The sequence below is a fragment of the Paracoccus nototheniae genome, from assembly GCF_004335005.1.
In the GTDB taxonomy this organism is placed as follows: Bacteria; Pseudomonadota; Alphaproteobacteria; order Rhodobacterales; family Rhodobacteraceae; genus Paracoccus; species Paracoccus nototheniae.
Genome location: NZ_RQRT01000044.1, coordinates 17,898 through 37,595 on the forward strand (window position 1 = coordinate 17,898; position 19,698 = coordinate 37,595).

Sequence of the window (19,698 nt, forward strand, 5' to 3'; positions counted from 1 at the left end):
TTGTGGGACCAGATTAGTATGATTGTCTGACGACCTGCAACATCAACATCCGGGGAGGGTTCTGGGATGGCCGAGGCAAGTGAGATCATGCGCGGCGATGCGGCGACGGCGGCAGATCAGGGGGCCGATCCCCGCGTGGCGCAACTGGTGCAGTCCCTGGGCGCCGATATCGTCCTGTCGGGGCCTGCCGTCTTGCCCTATTGCCGCGACTGGCATGGCGATGTGCAAAGCGGCGCGGTGGCTGTGCTGCGCCCGCGCGACACCGCTGGCGTGCAGGCCTGCGTCAGGGCTGCCGTGGCGCTGAATCTGGCCATCGTGCCGCAGGGGGGCAATACCGGTCTGGTGCTGGGCGCCATCCCCGACGCGCCCCGGTCGCAGGTGGTGCTGTCGCTGGACCGGATGACCCGCATCCGCGATCTGGACGCCGACAATTATCTGGCCGTGGTCGAGGCCGGGGTGGTGCTGCAAAGCCTGCGCGATGCCGCAGCCGGGGCGGGGCTGTTCTTTCCCCTGTCGCTTGGCGCGCAGGGCAGCTGCCGGATCGGGGGGAATGTCTCGACCAATGCCGGGGGGGTCAATGTCCTGCGCTATGGCATGACGCGCGACCTGGTGCTGGGGCTGGAGGTGGTGCTGCCCGATGGTCAGGTCTTTGACGGGCTGTCGCGGCTGCGCAAGGACAATCGCGGGATCGATCTGAAACAGCTGTTCATCGGCGCCGAGGGCACGTTGGGCATCATCACCGCCGTCTCGCTCAAGCTGCTGCCCGCGCCGGAACAGGTGGCGACCGCGCTGGTCGCGCTGCCCCGGCTGGAGGATGCGATCACGCTGTATCGGCGCGCCCGGCGCGAATGCTGCGATCTGATGTCGGCCTTTGAATTCATGCCGCCGCTGGCCTTTAAGCTGGCGCGCGAGGCGATGCCCGATCTGGCCTTGCCGATCGAGCCCAGCCACCCCGCCTATGCGTTGATCGAGATTTCGGGGTCGGGGCTGGTCGATATCGACGACCTGATGACCCGGTTTCTGGAGGGCGCCTTTGACAGCGGTCTGGCGCTGGACGGCGTGATCGCACAATCGCAGGCGCAGGCCGCCAGCCTGTGGGCGGTGCGCGAGGGGATGAATCTGGGTCAGGCGCAGCGGGGCCGGCATTATCGCAGCGATGTGTCGGTTCCGCTGTCGCGGCTGGCCGATTTCGTGGCCGAGGCCGAAGCGGCCATCGCGGCGGACATGCCCGGCGCAATCTGCGTGTCCTATGGCCATGTGGGCGACGGGAATGTGCATCTGAACGTGATGCCCGATTATGCCCTTGGGGCCGACCGGATCGATGCGCAGATCGCGGCGGCGAAAAAGATCGTGAACCGGGTGCTGGACCGCTATGACGGCTCGATCAGCGCGGAACATGGCATCGGGCGCCTGAAACGCGACGATTTCGAGGCGCGACTGCCCGCCACCCGGCGCGATCTGCTGGAGGCGGTCAGGCGCGCCATCGACCCCGGTCTGGTGATGAATCCCGGCTGCCAGCTGACCCTTGCCGGAGGGCGCCAGCGATGAGCGCGGATCTGACCCAGATCAGCCGGACAGAACATCTGCCCGCCCGGATCGCCGCCCGGTTCGCCCGCCAGATCCAGCAGGGAGAGCTGAAGCCCGGCGACCGGCTGCCCACCGAAAACGCCATGTCCAAAAGCTTCGGCGTCAGCCGCACCGTCATCCGCGAGGCCATCGCCCAGCTGCGCAACGAAGGCATGATCGAGACGCGGCAGGGCGTCGGCGCCTTTGTCATCGACCGGCCCACCCGCCATATCCGGCTGGACGATGGCGACCACATGGAGGGGCATGATTTCCGCGATCTGTTCCAGCTGCGCGTGCCGCTGGAGATCGAGGCGGCGGGGCTGGCCGCCGCCTATCACCGCCCCGAGCATCTGCACCAGATGGATCAGGCGCTGATTCGCATGACCGCCACCGGCGATCAGGCCGATGACGGCATTCTGGCCGATCTGGATTTTCACCGCACCATCGCGGCGGCCACCGGCAATGATTACTTCGTGCAGTTTCTGGGTGCCGTGTCCGACCGCATCTTGCAGACCATCGTCGCCTCGCGGACGCGTATCCGTCTGGACGAGATCGTGGCCATCGTGAACCGCGAACATGTCGATCTGCGCGATGCGATTGCCGCGCGCGATCCGATCCGGGCGCGCAATGCCATGCGGGCGCATATGTCGGGATCGGCGGCGCGGATTGGGCTGCGGCTGGAATTCTTTTCCTGAGGGCGTCGACGGGGCGGTCTGAAATAAACCAGTGGACAGCGCGCCGTCCCTGCCCTTAGGGTTCAGTCATCTTGTTGTCTGACAAAGTCGGGCAACGCGGCATTGGAGGATGCCGGGATATCAGGGGGAATGAATTGAGCATGCAGCAAGCCATGACCGCGTCTGCGGTCCTGCCCGATGACGCGGATCGCGCGACCCTTGTGGGCCGGGTCTGGTCCAGCGCGCAGGGCGGTCCCTGCCCGGTGCTGCTGCGCGGTGGGCAGGTTCATGACCTGACCCAGTTGTCGGCCACCATGTCGGGCCTGCTGGAACGCGACGATCTGCGCACCGTCCTGTCGGGCGATCTGCCGGATCTGGGGCCGCTGGACGGCTTTCTCGATGGCAGCGCCGGGCGTCTGCTGGCCCCTGTCGATCTGCAGGCCATCAAGGCCGCAGGCGTCACCTTTGCCGACAGCATGCTGGAACGCGTGATCGAGGAACAGGCCCGTGGCGACAGCGCCCGCGCCGCCGAGGTGCGCGCCCGTCTGGCCCCGGTCATCGGCGACAGCCTGCGCGGCGTTCAGGCCGGGTCCGACAAGGCCGCCGAGGTCAAGGCGCTGTTGCAGCAGATGGACCTGTGGTCCCAATATCTGGAGGTCGGCATCGGCCCCGACGCCGAGATCTTCACCAAGGCGCAGCCGATGTCCTCGATGGGCTGCGGCGATCTGGTGGGCATCCACCCGATGTCGGAATGGAACAACCCCGAACCCGAGGTGGTGCTGGTCATCCGGTCCGACGGCACCATCGTCGGCGCAACGCTTGGCAATGACGTGAACCTGCGCGATGTCGAGGGGCGGTCCGCGCTGTTGCTGGGCAAGGCCAAGGATAACAACGCCTCCTGTTCGATCGGCCCGTTCATCCGGCTGTTCGATGATCATTTCACCCAAGAGCATCTGGACCGCGCGACCGTGTCGCTGCGGGTCGAGGGCACGGACGGGTTCGAGATGACCGGCGAAAGCCCGATGGCCGCGATCAGCCGCACGCCCACCGATCTGGCGGGCCAGCTGCTGAACCGATCGCATCAATATCCCGACGGGGCGGCGCTGTTTCTGGGCACGATGTTCGCGCCGGTCAAGGATCGGCGCGGCGTGGGCCAGGGCTTTACCCACGAGACCGGCGACCGGGTCGAGATCGCCTCGCCGCAACTGGGGCGGCTGGTCAACTGGGTCGAACGCACCGACCGCTGCCCCGAATGGACCTTTGGCACGGTGGCCCTGATGCGCAATCTGGTCGCCCGTGGCCTTGGCGAAAGGATCTGAGATGTCGCGCGCCTCGCATCTGTTTTTCCGGTTCCTCGACATCCTGCTGGCGGCTCTGATCGGGGCGATGGCGCTGATGGTCTTTGTGAACGTGATCCTGCGTTATACCATGAATTCCGGCCTGCCTTTGTCGGACGAGCTGTCGCGGTTCGCCTTTGTCTGGCTGACCTTCATCGGTGCGGTCGTCGTCTATCACCACCGCCAGCATATGGGGATGGAGACGGTGGTCGCCCAATTCGGGGACCGGGGGCGGCGCGTGCTGATGGGCCTGTCGGATCTGATGATCCTGGGCTGCGCGGGCGTGCTGACCCACGGCACCTGGAAGCAGCTGCCGATCAATGCCTCAATGAGCGCGCCGGTCTCGGGCATCTCGATGGCCTGGGTCTATGGCATCGGGCTGTTCACCGGCGCGGGCATCATCGCCATCACGCTGGAGCGCCTGTTCCGTCTGGTCACGGGCCGCATCACCGATGCCGAGATCCGTGGCTTTGGCGGCGAGATGGAGGATCTGTATGACAGCCCCGCCAAAACCCTCAAGGCCGGGGAGCGCGCCGAATGACCCTGCTGGTCTTTATCGTATCGTTGATCGGGGCCATGTCGCTTGGCGTGCCGGTGGCCTTTGCACTGATCTTCTGCGGCGTGATCCTGATGTCCTTCATGGGCATGTTCAACACCCAGATCATCGCGCAGAACATGCTGATCGGGGCCGATACCTTTACCCTGCTGGCGATCCCCTTCTTCATTCTGGCCGGCGAGCTGATGAACAAGGGCGGGCTGTCCACCCGGATCATCGAATTCGCGATCACCTGCGTCGGCCATATCCGGGGCGGGCTGGGGCTGGTGGCGATCATCGCGGCCGTCATCATGGCCTCGATCTCGGGCTCGGCAGCGGCCGATACGGCGGCGCTGGCGGCGATCCTGATCCCGATGATGGCGCGGGCGGGCTATAACGTCCCGCGATCCGCCGGGCTGATCGCGGCGGGCGGCGTCATCGCGCCGGTCATCCCGCCATCCATGGCTTTCATCATCTTCGGCGTGGCGGCGAACGTGTCGATTTCCCAGCTGTTCATGGCCGGGATCGTGCCGGGGCTGCTGATGGGCATCGCGCTGGTCGTCACCTGGCTGATCGTGGCCCGCAACGACGATGTCGAGACGCTGCCCAAGCAGGACATGGGCGTGCGCGCCCGCGCTGCGGGACGTGCGGTATGGGCGCTTGGCATGCCGGTGATCATTCTGGGCGGCATCAAGATGGGGGTCGTCACCCCCACCGAGGCCGCCGTCATCGCCGCCTTCTATGCGCTGTTCGTGGGCATGGTCGTCTATGGCGAACTGAAGCTGCGCGATCTGCCCGAGGTGCTGATCGCCGCGGGCCGGACGACGGCGGCGATCATGTTTCTGGTCTGTGCGGCGCTGGTGTCGGCATGGCTGATCACGGCGGCGAACATCCCCAACGAGATCGCCGCCTATATCGAGCCGCTGATCGAGAATCCCAAGCTGCTGATGTTGGTGATCATGGTCCTGATCCTGATCGTGGGCACGGCGCTGGACCTGACGCCGACGATCCTGATCCTAACGCCGGTGCTGATGCCCATCGTGATCAAGGCGGGGATCGATCCGGTCTATTTCGGGGTCATGTTCATCATGAACTGCTGCATCGGGCTGCTGACGCCGCCGGTGGGGGTCGTTCTGAACGTGGTCAGTGGCGTGGGGCGGGTGCCGCTTGGCAAGGTGATCAGCGGCGTCTGGCCGTTCCTGATCGCGCAGGTTCTGGTGATCCTGTTGCTGGTGGCCTTTCCGCAGATCGTCATCATCCCGGCTCGCTGGTTCTACTGAATTGAAATCCTAGGGAGGAAACCATGACATATTCCATTTTGAAGGCGACGCTCTGCGCCACCACCATCCTGTCCATCGCCACCCCGGCCTTGGCCGAGTTCACCGAACGCAGCTTCCGCGTGTCGAACGGCATCAACGAGGATCACCCCGTCGCCGTCGGCATGCAGGCCATGCAGGAATGCCTGAACGAGAAAACCGGCAACATGATGGAGATGCAGGGTTTCTGGGGCGGCGCGCTTGGCGGCGATCTGCAGGCCACGCAGGCGGTCCGGTCGGGCCTGCAAGAGGCGGTCGTCACCTCGTCCTCGCCCCTGGTCGGCATGGTGCCCGCGCTTGGCGTGTTCGATCTGCCCTTCCTGTTCCGCACCCCGGAAGAGGCCTATGCCGTCATGGACGGCGAATTCGGCGAGATGCTGAACGAAAAGCTGGACGAGGTCGGGCTGGTCAATCTGGGCTATTGGGAAAACGGTTTCCGCAACATGTCCAATTCGCAGCGGCCCATCAAGACATGGGAGGATTTCGAGGGGATGAAGGTTCGCGTCATGCAGAACAACATCTTCCTGGATACCTTCTCGAATTTCGGGGCGAACGCGACGCCGATGTCCTTTGGCGAGGTGTTCTCGGCGCTGGAAACCAAGGCCATCGATGCGCAGGAAAACCCTTACGTGACCATCGACACCTCGCGCTTTTACGAGGTTCAGGAATATATCAGCGAGACCAAGCACGCCTATACGCCGTTCCTGTTCCTGTTCTCCAAGGCGATCTTCAACAGCTATTCGCCCGAGGAACAGCAGGCGCTGCGCGATTGCACCATCGTCGGTCGCGACGTCGAACGTGCCGCTATTCAGGAACTGAACCTGGCCTCGCTGGCCAAGATGGAAGAGGCCGGTCTGCAGTTCAACACCATCACGCCTGAAAACCAGGAAGAGATGCTGGAGAAATCGCAGGTCGTCTACGAGACCCATAAAGAGGCGATCGGCGCCGATGTCGTCGATCAGGTGCAGGCCACGCTGGCCGAACTGCGCGCCGCCGAATAAGCCCTGCGTCCGATCGCAGACAGACAAGCGGGCGCCCGGTGAAATCCCGGGCGTCCCGGCCACTTACGGGATATTCCTCACATGATCTCGAATCTGTCCGGCAACAAGGCCGGGGCGGTCCTGATGCTGCTGGGCATGGCGGCATTCGCGGCGAATGATGCCATCGGCAAATGGCTGGTCGCCGATTACGGCGTGGCGCAGGTGATCCTGCTGCGGTCGCTGGCGGCGCTGCTGATGATGGCGCCCCTGCTGTTGCGGGGCGGCCGGGTCGTGGCCCGCATCCGGTCCGCACCCCGCCCCCGCCTGCAGGCCCTGCGCGCGATCTGCGCCACGGCCGAGGTGTTCTGTTTCTATCTGGCGGTGTTTTACATGCCGCTGGCCGATGTCATGGCCTTTTGGATGGCGGCGCCGATTTATGTGGTGGCCATCTCGCCCTTGCTGCTGGGCGAACGGGTGGGTGCGCGGACCTGGGGTGCGGTGGCGGTCGGCTTTGTCGGCGTGCTGATCCTGCTGGCGCCGTCGCTGCAGGTGTCCGGTCCGGGGGTGGTCTTTGCGTTGCTGGGCACGGCGGCCTTTGCGGGGATCATGATCCTGGGCCGGTCCCTGCGCCAGACGCCGGACCGCGATCTGGTGCTGTTCCAGCTGGTCGCGGCGGCGATCGCGGGGCTGGTGCTGGCGCCGTTCGACTGGCAACCGGTGCAATCGGGGGTCGATCTGGCCCTGCTGTTCCTGCTGGGCGTGGTGGCGACGATGGCGCATATGCTGGTGACCCGCGCGCTGAAGCTGGCCGACGCATCCGTCGTGGCGCCGCTGCAATATTCGCTGCTGGTCTGGGGCGTGCTGTTCGGCTTTGCCTTTTTCGGCGATATCCCGGCGCCCGGCATGGCGCTTGGTGCGGCGCTGATCGTGGGATCGGGGCTGATCGTGCTGCGCCGCGCGCCGCGCAAGATCCCGGTGGCGCCGACGCCGTAAGCGACCCCTATCATGCGCCCACTGTCGTGCGCCCGCTATCGTGCCCCCCAGGTATCGCTCAGCCGGTATCCGCCCGGCCAGGGGTCCGACGGGTCCAGCATGTGCTGATGGATCCCGGTGATCCAGCCGCGCCCCGAAATCTCTGGCAGGATGGCGGGGTGGTCGCCCACCTGCGTCAGGCCCAGAATCCGGCCCCCGAAGGTCGATCCGATCAGCGACACGGCGGTCAGCCGGTCGTCCAGCCCCATCTGACCCCGCGCCTGCAACAGCGCCATGCGCGCCGACAGCGCCGTGCCGGTGGGCGAGCGGTCGACCTTGCCCGGCCGGATCGCCACCGCCGCGCCTGCGCGCAGATCGGGGCCGTCCCGCATCACTGGCCCCGCGAACAGGCAGAACGAGATATGGCGCCAGTCGGGGTTGCCCGGATGGTGAAAGCCCAGCTGCGCGGTGGCCGCTGCGGTGATGCGCACGCCAAGCCGGGCGATATCATGCGCCTCGTCCGCCGTCAGCGCAAACCCCATCGCCTGTGCATCGACGCAGACGAAACTGTCGCCGCCATAGGCGGTATCGACGGTCAGAGTGCCCAGGCCCTCGACCTCCAGCGGTGCATCCAGACGGGCGGCAAAGCTGGGCAGGTTCTGGACGAAGATGCGTTCCGCCTTGCCATCCCGGCATTCGGCCCGCACGCGGACCAGCCCGCCCGGCGCCTCCAGCAGCAGATGGGTTTCGGGTTCCTGCATGGGCAGGATGCCGCCATCCAGCAGAACCGTCGCCACGCAGATGGAATTCGAGCCCGACATGGGCGGCGTGTCCTCTGGCTCCATGATGATAAAGGCGGCGTCTGCGTCGGGGTGCTTGGGCGGCACCAGCAGGTTGACATGGCGAAAGACCCCGCCGCGCGGCTCGTTCAGGACGAAGTTGCGCAGGGTTTCGTCGCGCGCGATCCAGCGCGACTGGTCCCACAGGGTCGCGCCGGGCGGCGGGGTGACGCCGCCGATGATGACATCGCCCACCTCGCCCTCGGCATGGGCAGAGATGACATGGATGGTCTTGGTGCTGCGCATCGGGGCCTCAGGTCAGCCAAAGGGGAAGGGTGTCGGGCGCCGTCCCGGACAGGGCGGCGCGCGCGCAATCCATGATGCTGCCAAAGCGGACCCTGCGGCCCGACAGGCCCGGCCCATAATGGGCGTATTTGCCGGAATTGGTCATCACCGCCTGCGTTCCGGGCGGAAAGACCGGTTCGGATATCGAACACCAGCACAGATCGGGGATGACCTGCACCCCGGCGGCGGTCAGCCGGTCAAGCGTGCCGCAGGCCCGGGCATCGGCGATCACCTTGCGCCCCGCGGTGACGATGGTGGGAACCGCCACGCGCCCGCCCGCCCGAACAGCGTCCAGCGCATCCGCCAAAGCGTTGCATTCGGACAACGAGGCATGGGGGCTGCCGATGGCGATCAGATCGACCGCTGCCGGGCCGGCATTCAGCGTCTGCCATGCCTGCGCCATATCGGCGCGGGTGATCCGGCGGTGATCGGCATCGGGGGACAGGTGGTGCGCCTCGGGCGTGACCCCCTCGACATGCAGCATCGGCGCGGCCGAGGTGGTGCCAAAGGCTGCGCACAGCGCCTTGAGATCATCGGGCCGGGGCGCGGCATCCGCCAGACCGCGCAGCAGCGGGATGCCGCCTTGCGACATCTGCCCGGCCAGCCAGCCGATCAGCGGCCAGACGGCGTCATCGGCCCCTTGCGGCAGATCGACCGACAGCACCCGCCGCGCGGCGCGGTGTTCGTCCAGATAGACCCCGGTCAGCGGCGCCCGCCCGGTCAGCGCGATGCACAGGTCCATAAAATCGGGATGCTTGGCCGTGCGCGCGCCAAGGACCGAATTGGCATAGATCACGGCATTGGATTCCGACCATGCCACGACCTCTCCCTGCAGGGGCGCGCTGTCCAGCAGATAGGGCGCGCAGGTAAAGCTGGGTTGGCAGCCCATGCGGGTATAGGCATCGGCCAGCCGCTGCGCAGGCCCGCCGAACAGCACCGGCACGCCCTGCGCGCGCCAATGCTCGCGATCGACCGAGATGGCGTTCATCGTCGTTGGAATGCAGACCTGCGCACCCAGATCGGCCATGGTTTCGGCGAATGTCAGATTGGCGGGGCTGGCATAGATGCAGCCGTCGATATGGCCCTGCGTGACGTCGATCAGCCGCGTCGCCCCCTGCGCCGCCGCCATGCGGATCAGGATGCGCATGGCCTGCTGGCGGGCCGGGCCTTCGTCGCCGTCGCGCATGGCGATATCGGCGGGGGTCAGGTCCAGCGCGCTGCCCTGCAGCGGCGTCAGGGTCAGGTGCAGATCGCCCGCGATGATGGCCCGCTCGGTGATTTGCGCCACGGGCTCGCGCGCCAGCGCCGCGAAATCGGACGTGTTCAGGCGCAGCACCGGCAGATCGCGTCCGAACATCTCGGCGGCGATCAGCGCGCCAAGGGTCACCACATCCTCGGGCTCGCAAAAGATCAGGGCGGCGGGGGCACGCCCGTTCAGCGCCATGTCCAGAACCACCCCGGACCCCGTGCACGATCCCCGGGTCGAGGGCATCATGACCACGGCCCCGGTCAGACAGCGGCCATGCAGCGGGTGATGCACATCGATGACGGTCGCCGTGGCCGGATCGATCCCGCCCCAGAAGCTGAGCGGTTCGGTCGTGGCGATCACCGGCCCTTCGGCCCGCCCCGGCAGGATCGCGAGGGCGGTCATGCGACGGTGAACCCGTGGGCATAGGGGTCGCGGTCGTCGATAAAGATCGTGTTGATCCCGGTCTGGCGCGCCCATCCGCCGATCGAGGGGATGATGGCGGGGCGCCCGGCCACGGTGGTTTCGGCCTCGACCCGGCCCTTGAAGATCGATCCGATGATGCTTTCGTGCCAGAATTCGTCGCCCGCCTTCAGCTGTCCCTTGGCGGCCAGCTGCGCCATCCGGGCCGATGTTCCAGTGCCGCAGGGGCTGCGGTCGATGGCTTTTTCGCCATAAAAGACCGCGTTGCGGCCATGCGCGCCGGGCTGGGTCGGCTGACCGGTCCACAGGATGTGGCTGAGGCCGCTGATCTGCGGATGGTCGGGATGGACGAACTGGTATTTCTCATTCAGCGCCCGGCGCAGCAGCGGTGACCAGCCGATCAGCTGTCCCGCCGTATGTTCGGCCATGTCGCGGAAATTCGGCTGCGGATCGACAATGGCATAGAAATTGCCGCCATAGGCGACGTCCACGGTGATCTCTCCCAGCCCCTCGACACGGGCGGTCAGGCCTTCGGCGTAAAGAAAGCCCGGCACATTGGTCAGCCGGACCTCGTCGACAAAGCGACCGTTCTGGACATAGGTGATATCGACCTTGCCCGCGGGCGTGTCGAGGGACAGGCGGCCCGGTTCGCGGGGCGTGATCAGCCCGTTTTCCAGCGCCATGGTGACAGTGCCGATGGTGCCATGCCCGCACATCGGCAGACAGCCCGAGGTTTCGATGAACAGCACGCCCGCCTCGCAATCGGGGCGCGTGGGCGGATAGAGGATCGCGCCCGACATCATGTCATGGCCGCGCGGTTCGAACATCAGCCCGGTGCGGATCCAGTCGAACTCCGCCAGAAAATGGGCCCGCCGCTCCAGCATGGTGGCGCCCTGCAACAGCGGCCCGCCGCCTGACACAAGGCGCACCGGATTGCCGCAGGTATGCCCGTCAAGGCAGGAAAACGTGTGGTTGGCCATGTCAGAACCTTTGGGGCGAGAAATGCTGCGGATCGATGGCGGGGGGTGCGCCGGTGATGAAATCGGCCACCAGACGCGCGGTGCCCGCCGATTGGGTCAGGCCCAGATGGCCGTGACCAAAGGCATGGATGACGCGGGCCGATGCGCGCGACGGCCCGATCGCGGGCAGCGTGTCGGGCAGGGACGGGCGAAACCCCATCCACTGGGTGCCGCCCTGCGGATCGAGACCGGGCAGGAAGGCGCGGGCCTTGGTCAGCATCGCCTCGGCCCGTTTGAAATTCGGGGGCAGGGTCAACCCGCCCAGTTCCACCGCGCCACCGACGCGGATGCCGGTGGACAGGCGGCTGACGACAAAGCCATGCCCGCCAAAGATGACCTGCATCCGCAGATCGAAGGCGCCGGGTGGCAGGGTGGTGTTGTAACCGCGTTCCGTCTCCAGCGGGATGCGGTCGCCCACACCGCGCGCCAGAACGCGAGAGAACGCCCCCGCCGCCAGAACCGCGTGACCCGCCTGCCATGTCCGGCCCTGCGCGGTGATCGTCACCCCATCCGGGGTGGGCGACAGGGCGGTGATCTGCGCCTGTTCGATCAACCCGCCCTGGGCGCGAAACCGGTCCGCCAGCGCCAGAACATACAGGCGCGGATCGCTGATCGAATACCAGCCGGGGGTAAAGGTGCCATGGGTGAAACGCGGCGACAGGCCGGGCTGGATCTGCGCCATTTCTGCGGCATCCATATGGCGGAACGCGATGCCATGATCGGCGCGGGCCTGCCAGCCGGGCAGGGCGGCGTCCCGTTCGGCGGGCGATTCATAGACCTGCAGGCTGCCATCCTTGCGCAGCATGGCATGGGTGCCGGTGGCGTGCAGGAAGGGTTCCAGTTCCGCGCGCGACAGATCCATCAGCAGGGTCTGGGCGGCGGTGGACCGTGCCACGCGGTCGGGCTGGCAGTTGCGCCAGAACCGCACCATCCACGGCGCGATCCGCAGCGCATGGCGCGGCGGCACCGACAGCGGTCCCAACGGGTCCAGCAGCCAGCGCGGCGCCTTGCGCAGCAATCCGGGCGAGGCCAGCGGCAGGATGTCGCTGAACGCAAACGCCCCGGCATTCCCGGCCGAGGCGCCCGCCGCCGGCCCCTCGCGGTCCAGCACGGTCACCTGCACCCCGCGCGCCTGCAGCGCCAAGGCGGATGACAGGCCGATCACCCCGGCCCCGATCACGATCGCATCGGTCATGGATCAATGCGCCGCCGACAGAAAGCGGCGCAGCTCGGGGCTGGCGGGCGCGTCGAAGAACGCCTCGGGGGCGGCAATTTCGGCCATGACTCCCTGATGGAAAAACGCCACGCGGTCCGACACTTCGCGCGCGAACTTCATCTCGTGCGTGACGCAGATCATGGTCATTCCTTCGGATGCCAGCAGGCGCAGCGTATCCAGAACCTCGCCCACCAGCTGCGGGTCCAGCGCCGAGGTCACCTCGTCGAACAGCATGTAATCGGGCGACATGGCCAGCGCGCGGGCGATCGCCATGCGCTGTTGCTGCCCCCCCGACAGGCGCGAGGGATAGACGGCCAGCTTGTCGCCCAGTCCCACATGGTTCAGCTGGCGCACCGCCTCGGCCTCGGCCTCGGGCTTGGGGCGCCCCAGCACCTTGCGCTGCGCCAGCATCACGTTGTCCAGCACGGTCAGATGCGGAAAGGCGTTGTATTGCTGAAACACGATCCCGATCTTGCGCCGCAGCTGGTTGAGGTTCGTCGATTTGGCGTGAACCTCGACCCCGTCGACCAGGATGCGGCCCTGATCGATGGGCTCCAGCCCGTTGATGCAGGTCAGCAGGGTCGATTTGCCCGACCCCGACCCACCGATGACGGTCAGCACCTCGCCCTTGGCGACGCTCAGGTCGATGCCCTTCAGAACCTCCAGCGAACCAAAGGATTTGCGCAGATTTTCGATCTCAATCATGGGACCATTTCTTTTCCAGATAGCCGCCAAGCCGGGCGACGGGGAACGAGATGAGGAAATAGAACAAGCCGCAGATCATCAGCAGGAACAGCGGTTCCTGCAGCCGGGTGATCAGGATCTGGGCCGATTTCAGCAATTCGACGACCTGCACGACATAGACCAGCGCCGAATCCTTCATCACCCCAAGCGCCAGCCCGATCCAGGACGGCAGGGCGATCCGCGCCGCCAGCGGCAGGGTGACATTGGCCATGTCCTGACCCCAGCTCATGCCCAAGGACCGGGCGGCGCGGCGCAGGGTGGGGGGCACGGCCTCGATCCCGCCGCGCACGATCTCGGCGCAATAGGCGGCGGTGTACAGCGACAGCACCCCACAGGCGATGCTGAACCCCGAGATGCGCCAGCCCAGCACGGTCGTGACGAAGGCATTGGCCAGCACCAGCTGGATCAGCAGCGGGATCGAGCGAAAGATGTCCAGAACGAAGGTCAGCGGCGCCGCCCACCACGCCCCCACCTGATAGCGGAAGATGCCGAAGACCACCCCCATCACCGTCCCGAAAAAGACCGAGATGGCGGTGACGATCAGCGTCATCCCCGCGCCGCGCGCCAGAAAGATCAGATCGTTCGTGGTCAATGCCGTGTCGAACATCGCGCGCCCCCCTTCAATACCGGAACAGCCGCGCGGCCAGCAGGCGCGCGGACAGGGTGACGGCCTTGGTGATCAGGTAAAAGATCACCGCGGCAATCGCGAACAGCTCGAACGTGCGGAAGGTGCGGGCGTTCAGATCGCTGGTCACGCCGTAAAGATCGGTGTTCATCGCCACGACCGTGCCAAGCGAGGTCATCAGGATCGCCCAGACCATCTGGTTGGTCATCGGCAGAAAGGAAATCCGCAGCATCTGCGGCATCACCACATGCCGGAACGCCTGCAGGGGCGTCATCCCAAGCGAGCGGGCGGACCGGGTCTGCGTGTCGGGAATGCCCTTCAGCGCGCCGCGGAAGTTTTCCGACAGATAACCCGCATTGTTGAAGGCGATGCCGATCAGCAGCGACAGATAGGGCGACAGATGGATGCCGAAACTGCCCAGCCCGAAATGCACCATATAGATCTGGAACAGCGCCGGCGTGTTGCGTGCAACCTCGACCCAGGTGGCGGACAGGGCGCGCAACAGGCGGTTGCCCGACAGCCGGAACAGGGTCAGCACCATCGCGATGGTGATGCCGATCACCATCGACAGCAGCGCCACCTGCAGGGTGACCAGCGCGCCCTCCAGCATGCGGGGCAGCTGATCAAGGGCCTGCGCCCATCGGAAATTGTAATTGAACATGACGCCCCCTGCGGTTGACCGGGGCGCGCATCGGCACGCCCCGGCCCGGTCGGATCAGCGATAGACGCCGGGGATGGTCAGATCGGCGGGCTCGCCCTCGCCCACCCATTTGGCATACAGCTCGGCATAGCGGCCGGTGCGGACCTGCTGGTTGATGAACAGATCCATGTAATTGATCAGCCCGTATTCCTCGCGCAGCGTGATCAGCGCGACGTAATCGGGCACCATCGGCGCCTTGTCGACGATGCGGATGCCGGGGAAATTGCCCGAATCCACATTCGCCTCGGCCACCTCGACGGTGGACACGGTGGCGTCCAGCTGGCCCTGGCTCAGCGCCAGAAACACATCGGCCTGATTCTGATAGGGGCGGAATTCGCCCTCGCCCCATTCGGTGACCTGCTCCTCCAGCCAGATCGCCTCATAGGTGCCGGCGGTGGCGCCGACGGTCTTGCCGCGCATCCCTTCCCAATCGGTCATCTCGACGCCCTCATTGGCGACGACGGCGTTTTCGAAAGCGTAATAGGGGATGGAAAAGCCCACCGTCTTGGCCCGTTCCAGCGTGTCCGAGGTCGAGGCGACGGCCACGTCCACGCGGTCCGACATCAGCGCCGGGATGCGTTCGGGAAAGGTGGTTTCGACGATCTCGGCCTCGACGCCCAGGGCTGCGGCCAGATCGTTGCAGTAATCGACGTCAAAGCCGATCGGCGTGTTGGTGTCGTCGCGCGATCCCATCGGCGGGAAATCCAGCACCACCGCGCAACGCAGCGTGCCCGCGCTGATGATGTCGTCCAGCTTGTCGGCGAAGGCGGGGGCGGCGGCGCCCGAGGCGGCGATCAGGCCAATCGCAAAGATCGAGGTTTTCATGATGGTCTCCCTGTTGGTCCTGTTGATCGGCGGACCTTTGATGGCGGCAATATCCCGCCGACCGTGACTCAAATCAAATGAAATATACAAAAAATATACAAGTGAAATCTTGTCGCGGTGTCTGCGGGTCTGACGGGCGGCCCAAAGACTTGCTCTTTTGTGGACAGCTTGTATGCCTGAGGGGCGCCCGCGACATCCTGCCCCGGAAAGGCCCCCATGATCCAGACGACGCCCCAGACCCTGACCCTCGACCAGCTGTTCGAACGGATCAATGCCATCCTGCGGCGCGCGGGCCTGAACGCCGTTCAGGCCGAGGCGCTTGGCCGGGTGATTGCTGCGGGCGAACGCGACGGCTGCAAATCCCACGGGATCTATCGGATCGAGGGCGTCTTGCGGACGCTGAAGGCGGGGATGGTGGACGGAACCGCGTTGCCCGTGCTGCAGCCCGACGATGGCCGCGCGATCATCCGCGTCGCGGCGGGGCGCGGCTTTTCCTGCCCGGCCTTCGATCTGGGCCTGCCGCTGCTGGTCGACCGCACGAGAGAGCTGGGGCTGGCGGCGATGGTGGTCAATGACTGCACCCATTTCTCGGCGCTCTGGCCCGAGGTCGAGGCGCTGACCGCGCAGGGTCTGGCAGGGCTGGTCATGTGCCCCAGCTATGCCAGCGTCGCGCCGACCGGGGGCAGCCGGCCCCTGTTGGGCACCAACCCGCTGGCATTTGGCTGGCCGCGCCCGCAGGGCCTGCCCTATGTCTTCGATTTTGCCACATCCGTCGCCGCACGCGGCGAGATCGAGCTGTTGCGCCGCGCCGGAAAGCCCGTGCCCGCAGGCTGGGCCATCGACACGGACGGCCAGCCCACCGACGATCCCGCCGCCGCGCTGGCGGGCGCGATGCTGCCCTTTGGCGGGCATAAGGGATCGGCCATCGGCACGATGATCGAATTGCTGGCCGGGGTGATGATCGGCGATCTGACCAGCCCCGAGGTGCTGGAACAGCTGGGCTCGACCGCTTTGGCGCCCTTCCACGGCGAGCTGATCATCGCCATGAGCCCCGAGGCCTTTGCGAAGGGCCGTCCCGGCGATCCCTTTGCGCGGGCCGAACTGCTGTTCGACGCGATCACCGGGCAGGGCGCCCGCCTGCCATCGGGTCGCCGCTTTGCCGCGCGGGCAAAGGCGCAGACGGACGGCGTGACCCTGACTGCGGACGAGGCCGGGCAGCTGGACCGGATGCTGGAACTGGGGCTGGACGCGATCGGTTGACCGGCGCGCCCGCGATTGAACCGGGGGGGCGTCCGGCCTATGCCCCGTCCCGACACCAAGGTTCCGACCGACAAGGATTGCCGCCATGCCCGAGGCCCCACCCGATACCCTTCCGGACACCGCCCCCGAACGCCGCCGCGGATCGGGCGTCAAGATGGTCTATGAATGCCTGCGCGACGAGATCCTGAACCTGATCCTGCGCCCCGGCAGCCCCATCGACGAGGTGCAGCTGGCCGAACGGTTCGGCATGTCGCGCACCCCCATCCGCGAGGCGCTGGTCCGGCTGGCGGGCGAGGGGCTGGTCGAGACGCTGCCCAACCGCTCGACGATGGTGTCGAACATCGACTTTCTGAACCTGCATAATTTTTTCGATGCGATCACGCTGATGTACCGCATCTCGACCCGGCTGGCGGCGCAGAATCACCAGCCCGCCGATCTGGAGATCATCCGCGCCCATCAGGCCGATTTCGCCCAAGCCGTCGCCGCGCAGGATGCGCTGGCGATGATCGCCACCAACCGCGACTTTCACGCCGCCATCGCCGAGGCCGGGCGCAACCCCTATTACACCGCGCTGTTCTTGCGCCTGCTGGACGAAGGGCGGCGGCTGCTGCGGCTGTATTACCAGTCCTTTGATGACCGCCTGCCGCAGGAATATGCCGATGAACATCAGGCGATCATCGACGCCATCGCGGCCCGCGACGTCGATCTGGGCGACCGGCTGGCGCGCGCCCATGCCGATCAGATCATGCACCAGATCCAGCAGTTCTTTGCCCGCGATCTGCGGCAGGATGTGCCGCTGTAACGCGCCGTCGGGCCCCTGTCGATTTTATGTCGACAAATAAAATACAGAAAACTATGATCCTGTGAACGGGTGGCCCCCAGCTGCCTTGCCCCCTTTCCAGATCACAGGAGCTTGCCATGGACATGAAGGTTTTCACCGGCGTCATCCCGGCGCTGATGACGCCTTGCAAGGCTGACCGCACCCCCGATTTCGACGCGCTGGTCCGCAAGGCCGGTCAGCTGATCGAGGCGGGCATGTCGGGCGTGGTCTATTGCGGCTCCATGGGCGACTGGCCACTGCTGACCGATGCGCAGCGGATGGAGGGTGTGGGCCGGCTGGTCGCGGCGGGCATTCCGGTCGTGGTGGGCACCGGCGCGGTCAATTCGGCGCTGGCCGTCGAACACGCCGCCCATGCGCAGCGTGTGGGCGCGGCGGGGCTGATGGTCATTCCGCGCGTGCTGTCGCGCGGCAGCTCGGCCATTGCGCAGCGCAACCATTTTCAGGCGGTTCTGGCGGCGGCGCCCGATCTGCCTGCGGTCATCTATAACAGCCCCTATTACGGCTATGAAACCAAGGCCGATCTGTTCTTTGCCCTGCGCGCGGCCCATCCCAATCTGGTCGGCTTCAAGGAATTCGGCGGGCCGCAGGCGATGACCTATGCCGCCGAACACATCACCAGCGTCGATGACGGGGTGATCCTGATGGCGGGCGTGGATACGGGCGTGTTCCACGGCTATGTAAAATGCGGCGCGGCGGGCACGATCACCGGCATCGGCAATGCCATCCCGCACGAGGTGCTGCATTTCGTGGCCCTTGCCAAAGCCGCCGCCACCGGCGACCCCGAGGCCCGCCAGCGTGCGCTGGAGATGGCCGAGGCGCTGCAGGTTCTGTCATCCTGGGACGAGGGCACGGATCTGGTGCTGTATTACAAGCATATGATGGTGATGCAGGGCGATGCGGAATACAGTCTGCATTTCAACGAAACCGACGCCCTGACCCCCAGCCAGCAGGCCTGGGCCGAACGTCAGTTCACCCAGTTCCGCACCTGGTATGCAGCCTGGAGCCAGCAGCCCGGCATCGTGCAGACCTGCAAACCTTGACCGGATACGCGCGGCTCCGGGGCTCCGGGGCGCGGACAGCGATGCGCCCCACGCCCCGGACCTGCCGTCAGCCGATCTTGGCCTTCAGCGCATCGATGCGCTTGGAAGCCTCGGCCTTGCTCAGCCCATCCTCAAAAGCGTCGGGCTGATCGGCCTGCTCGCTGAGGGTCTTGAGATACGAGGCCTGCGCGCCGGTCATCGGATCGTCGCCGCTGGTCCAGTCATCGGGATCTTTCTCGGCATTGTCGGTGGGGTGGGCCTTGGGGTTCTGGTCGTCAACGCTCATCGGATGTTCGCCTTTCGTGCTGTCTGATCAAACCCCCAAGGCGGGGCCGGGTTCCGTGGGCGATGACGTTTGATGTCGTTCGGATGGCGGGTCCGCTTGGGCGGGCCCGCCGTCGTCGTCCTACAGCGCGGGCGTCTGTGCGATCCAGTCGGTCGCGGCCTCGTAATCGCGGCCCAGGTTCAGGACGGTGGCGTCCTGCCCCCGATGCCCGATCAGCTGCAGCCCCATCGGCGTGCCGCTGACGCCGAACCCGGCGGGAACCGACAGCGCCGGCAGGCCGGTCAGCGATGCCGGCACCACGACCTCCATCCAGCGGTGATAGCTGTCCATCGCGGTGCCGGCGATCTGATGCGGCCAGTGCCAGTCCGCGTCAAAGGCGAACAGCTGGGCCGAGGGCAGGGCAAGCACATCGACCGCCATTCCCGCTGTGCAGCGGAACCAGTCGGACCGGATGGCGCTGGCGCGGCGCAGATCGGATGCGGTGGTGGCAAGGCCACGCTCGATCTCCCACCGCAGATCCGGTTTGACCATGTCGGGGGATTGGCGCAGCAGCGGTCCCAGATTGCCCGCGATGGTCCAGCTGCGCAGCGTGGTCCAGGCCTCCCACAAAGCAGCGGCGGAAAAGGGCGGGGCAATGGCGGTAACGCTGTGGCCGAGGGCGGTGAAGGTGCCCAAGGCCGCCTCGTACAGATCCAGCACGCCCGGTTCCATCGCATAGGCGCCGCCCCAATCGCCCAGCCAGCCGATCCGCAGCGGCCCCCCCGGCGCCTTGGGACGATAGGGGCCGCTGGAATGGGGGTGGCGGGGATCGTGTTCCGACTGGACCGCCAGCAACAGCTCCAGATCGCGGATCGACCGCGCCATGGGCCCCTCGGTCGATAATTGCGGCACGAACAGATCGCCCGGACCGCCGCCCGCCACCAGCCCATAGCTGGGGCGAAAGCCGAAGACATTGTTCCATCCCGCCGG

The 19,698-nt window shown here is 66.3% G+C and carries 20 protein-coding genes; 10 read left to right on the top strand and 10 right to left on the bottom strand.

Features of this window, described 5'->3' with window-relative positions:
- Positions 1 to 66: 66 nt before the first annotated feature.
- The 7 genes from EG885_RS14950 (at position 67) to EG885_RS14980 (ending at position 7,401) form a co-directional block, all read left to right on the top strand.
- Positions 67 to 1,548 carry an FAD-binding oxidoreductase gene (locus EG885_RS14950; protein ID WP_242679678.1) on the top strand — a complete coding sequence of 494 codons (1,482 nt, stop codon included), beginning with the start codon at positions 67 to 69 and terminating at the stop codon, positions 1,546 to 1,548.
- A complete protein-coding gene (locus EG885_RS14955; protein ID WP_131576012.1) occupies positions 1,545 to 2,261 on the top strand; it encodes a FadR/GntR family transcriptional regulator in 717 nt (238 codons plus the stop codon). The genes EG885_RS14950 and EG885_RS14955 overlap by 4 nt, the downstream gene beginning before the upstream one ends.
- Positions 2,262 to 2,401: 140 nt before the next feature.
- A complete protein-coding gene (locus EG885_RS14960; RefSeq protein WP_207392294.1) occupies positions 2,402 to 3,559 on the top strand; it encodes a fumarylacetoacetate hydrolase family protein in 1,158 nt (385 codons plus the stop codon).
- 1 nt (position 3,560) lies between these two features.
- Complete coding sequence (locus EG885_RS14965) at positions 3,561 to 4,118, top strand: TRAP transporter small permease (protein WP_131576016.1); 558 nt, start codon at positions 3,561 to 3,563, stop codon at positions 4,116 to 4,118.
- Positions 4,115 to 5,392 carry a TRAP transporter large permease gene (locus tag EG885_RS14970; RefSeq protein ID WP_131576018.1) on the top strand — a complete coding sequence of 426 codons (1,278 nt, stop codon included), beginning with the start codon at positions 4,115 to 4,117 and terminating at the stop codon, positions 5,390 to 5,392. The genes EG885_RS14965 and EG885_RS14970 overlap by 4 nt, the downstream gene beginning before the upstream one ends.
- A 23-nt stretch (positions 5,393 to 5,415) precedes the next feature.
- Positions 5,416 to 6,429, top strand: coding sequence for a DctP family TRAP transporter solute-binding subunit (locus EG885_RS14975; RefSeq protein ID WP_131576020.1), 1,014 nt, complete (start codon positions 5,416 to 5,418; stop codon positions 6,427 to 6,429).
- Positions 6,430 to 6,510: 81 nt separating this feature from the next.
- Complete coding sequence (locus EG885_RS14980) at positions 6,511 to 7,401, top strand: DMT family transporter (protein ID WP_242679679.1); 891 nt, start codon at positions 6,511 to 6,513, stop codon at positions 7,399 to 7,401.
- 35 nt (positions 7,402 to 7,436) lie between these two features.
- Here EG885_RS14980 and EG885_RS14985 read toward each other — a convergent pair whose 3' ends face one another.
- Genes EG885_RS14985 through EG885_RS15020 form a run of 8 tightly spaced genes read right to left on the bottom strand, consistent with a single transcriptional unit; the run spans position 7,437 to position 15,302 of the window.
- Positions 7,437 to 8,465 carry a trans-3-hydroxy-L-proline dehydratase gene (locus EG885_RS14985; protein WP_131576022.1) on the bottom strand — a complete coding sequence of 343 codons (1,029 nt, stop codon included), beginning with the start codon at positions 8,463 to 8,465 and terminating at the stop codon, positions 7,437 to 7,439.
- A gap of 7 nt (positions 8,466 to 8,472) precedes the next feature.
- On the bottom strand, positions 8,473 to 10,155 hold the full coding sequence (gene lhpI / locus EG885_RS14990; RefSeq protein WP_131576024.1) for a cis-3-hydroxy-L-proline dehydratase: 1,683 nt from the start codon (positions 10,153 to 10,155) through the stop codon (positions 8,473 to 8,475).
- Entirely contained in the window at positions 10,152 to 11,153 is a 1,002-nt protein-coding gene (locus EG885_RS14995) for a 4-hydroxyproline epimerase (protein ID WP_131576026.1), read from the bottom strand. The genes lhpI and EG885_RS14995 overlap by 4 nt, the downstream gene beginning before the upstream one ends.
- Position 11,154: 1 nt before the next feature.
- Positions 11,155 to 12,387, bottom strand: a complete 1,233-nt coding sequence (locus EG885_RS15000; protein ID WP_131576028.1) for an NAD(P)/FAD-dependent oxidoreductase — start codon at positions 12,385 to 12,387, stop codon at positions 11,155 to 11,157.
- A gap of 3 nt (positions 12,388 to 12,390) precedes the next feature.
- Positions 12,391 to 13,113 (bottom strand): amino acid ABC transporter ATP-binding protein, encoded by a 723-nt coding sequence (locus tag EG885_RS15005; RefSeq protein ID WP_131576030.1) that lies wholly within the window; start codon positions 13,111 to 13,113, stop codon positions 12,391 to 12,393.
- Positions 13,106 to 13,759 (bottom strand): amino acid ABC transporter permease, encoded by a 654-nt coding sequence (locus EG885_RS15010; RefSeq protein WP_131576032.1) that lies wholly within the window; start codon positions 13,757 to 13,759, stop codon positions 13,106 to 13,108. The genes EG885_RS15005 and EG885_RS15010 overlap by 8 nt, the downstream gene beginning before the upstream one ends.
- Before the next feature lie 13 nt (positions 13,760 to 13,772).
- Positions 13,773 to 14,438 carry an amino acid ABC transporter permease gene (locus EG885_RS15015; protein ID WP_131576034.1) on the bottom strand — a complete coding sequence of 222 codons (666 nt, stop codon included), beginning with the start codon at positions 14,436 to 14,438 and terminating at the stop codon, positions 13,773 to 13,775.
- Between the two features lie 54 nt (positions 14,439 to 14,492).
- Entirely contained in the window at positions 14,493 to 15,302 is an 810-nt protein-coding gene (locus tag EG885_RS15020; protein ID WP_131576036.1) for a transporter substrate-binding domain-containing protein, read from the bottom strand.
- 216 nt (positions 15,303 to 15,518) lie between these two features.
- Between EG885_RS15020 and EG885_RS15025 the strand changes: the two genes are divergently transcribed.
- The 3 genes from EG885_RS15025 to EG885_RS15035 all read left to right on the top strand — a co-directional run bounded on the left by EG885_RS15025 (position 15,519) and on the right by EG885_RS15035 (position 18,443).
- Complete coding sequence (locus EG885_RS15025) at positions 15,519 to 16,562, top strand: Ldh family oxidoreductase (protein ID WP_131576038.1); 1,044 nt, start codon at positions 15,519 to 15,521, stop codon at positions 16,560 to 16,562.
- A gap of 85 nt (positions 16,563 to 16,647) precedes the next feature.
- Positions 16,648 to 17,364, top strand: coding sequence for a GntR family transcriptional regulator (locus tag EG885_RS15030; RefSeq protein ID WP_131576040.1), 717 nt, complete (start codon positions 16,648 to 16,650; stop codon positions 17,362 to 17,364).
- A 116-nt stretch (positions 17,365 to 17,480) separates the two neighbouring features.
- Entirely contained in the window at positions 17,481 to 18,443 is a 963-nt protein-coding gene (locus EG885_RS15035; RefSeq protein WP_131576042.1) for a dihydrodipicolinate synthase family protein, read from the top strand.
- Positions 18,444 to 18,510: 67 nt separating this feature from the next.
- Here EG885_RS15035 and EG885_RS15040 read toward each other — a convergent pair whose 3' ends face one another.
- Both EG885_RS15040 and EG885_RS15045 read right to left on the bottom strand, forming a co-directional pair.
- Entirely contained in the window at positions 18,511 to 18,729 is a 219-nt protein-coding gene (locus tag EG885_RS15040; protein WP_131576044.1) for a DUF3072 domain-containing protein, read from the bottom strand.
- Positions 18,730 to 18,849: 120 nt separating this feature from the next.
- Positions 18,850 to 19,698, bottom strand: an 849-nt coding sequence (locus EG885_RS15045; protein WP_242679680.1) for an amidase family protein, incomplete at its 5' end; no start/stop codon positions are given.

What these genes read in the sequence shown, in the direction of transcription:
- EG885_RS15000 (WP_131576028.1), bottom strand. Translation starts at nt 12,387, where the DNA reads ATGACCGATGCGATCGTGATCGGGGCCGGGGTGATCGGCCTGTCATCC.
- EG885_RS14995 (WP_131576026.1), bottom strand. Translation starts at nt 11,153, where the DNA reads ATGGCCAACCACACGTTTTCCTGCCTTGACGGGCATACCTGCGGCAAT.
- EG885_RS14965 (WP_131576016.1), top strand. Translation starts at nt 3,561, where the DNA reads ATGTCGCGCGCCTCGCATCTGTTTTTCCGGTTCCTCGACATCCTGCTG.
- lhpI (WP_131576024.1), bottom strand. Translation starts at nt 10,155, where the DNA reads ATGACCGCCCTCGCGATCCTGCCGGGGCGGGCCGAAGGGCCGGTGATC.
- EG885_RS15005 (WP_131576030.1), bottom strand. Translation starts at nt 13,113, where the DNA reads ATGATTGAGATCGAAAATCTGCGCAAATCCTTTGGTTCGCTGGAGGTT.
- EG885_RS15035 (WP_131576042.1), top strand. Translation starts at nt 17,481, where the DNA reads ATGGACATGAAGGTTTTCACCGGCGTCATCCCGGCGCTGATGACGCCT.
- EG885_RS14950 (WP_242679678.1), top strand. Translation starts at nt 67, where the DNA reads ATGGCCGAGGCAAGTGAGATCATGCGCGGCGATGCGGCGACGGCGGCA.
- EG885_RS14975 (WP_131576020.1), top strand. Translation starts at nt 5,416, where the DNA reads ATGACATATTCCATTTTGAAGGCGACGCTCTGCGCCACCACCATCCTG.
- EG885_RS15025 (WP_131576038.1), top strand. Translation starts at nt 15,519, where the DNA reads ATGATCCAGACGACGCCCCAGACCCTGACCCTCGACCAGCTGTTCGAA.
- EG885_RS14955 (WP_131576012.1), top strand. Translation starts at nt 1,545, where the DNA reads ATGAGCGCGGATCTGACCCAGATCAGCCGGACAGAACATCTGCCCGCC.
- EG885_RS15030 (WP_131576040.1), top strand. Translation starts at nt 16,648, where the DNA reads ATGCCCGAGGCCCCACCCGATACCCTTCCGGACACCGCCCCCGAACGC.
- EG885_RS14960 (WP_207392294.1), top strand. Translation starts at nt 2,402, where the DNA reads ATGCAGCAAGCCATGACCGCGTCTGCGGTCCTGCCCGATGACGCGGAT.
- EG885_RS15020 (WP_131576036.1), bottom strand. Translation starts at nt 15,302, where the DNA reads ATGAAAACCTCGATCTTTGCGATTGGCCTGATCGCCGCCTCGGGCGCC.
- EG885_RS15040 (WP_131576044.1), bottom strand. Translation starts at nt 18,729, where the DNA reads ATGAGCGTTGACGACCAGAACCCCAAGGCCCACCCCACCGACAATGCC.
- EG885_RS15015 (WP_131576034.1), bottom strand. Translation starts at nt 14,438, where the DNA reads ATGTTCAATTACAATTTCCGATGGGCGCAGGCCCTTGATCAGCTGCCC.
- EG885_RS14980 (WP_242679679.1), top strand. Translation starts at nt 6,511, where the DNA reads ATGATCTCGAATCTGTCCGGCAACAAGGCCGGGGCGGTCCTGATGCTG.
- EG885_RS14985 (WP_131576022.1), bottom strand. Translation starts at nt 8,465, where the DNA reads ATGCGCAGCACCAAGACCATCCATGTCATCTCTGCCCATGCCGAGGGC.
- EG885_RS14970 (WP_131576018.1), top strand. Translation starts at nt 4,115, where the DNA reads ATGACCCTGCTGGTCTTTATCGTATCGTTGATCGGGGCCATGTCGCTT.
- EG885_RS15010 (WP_131576032.1), bottom strand. Translation starts at nt 13,759, where the DNA reads ATGTTCGACACGGCATTGACCACGAACGATCTGATCTTTCTGGCGCGC.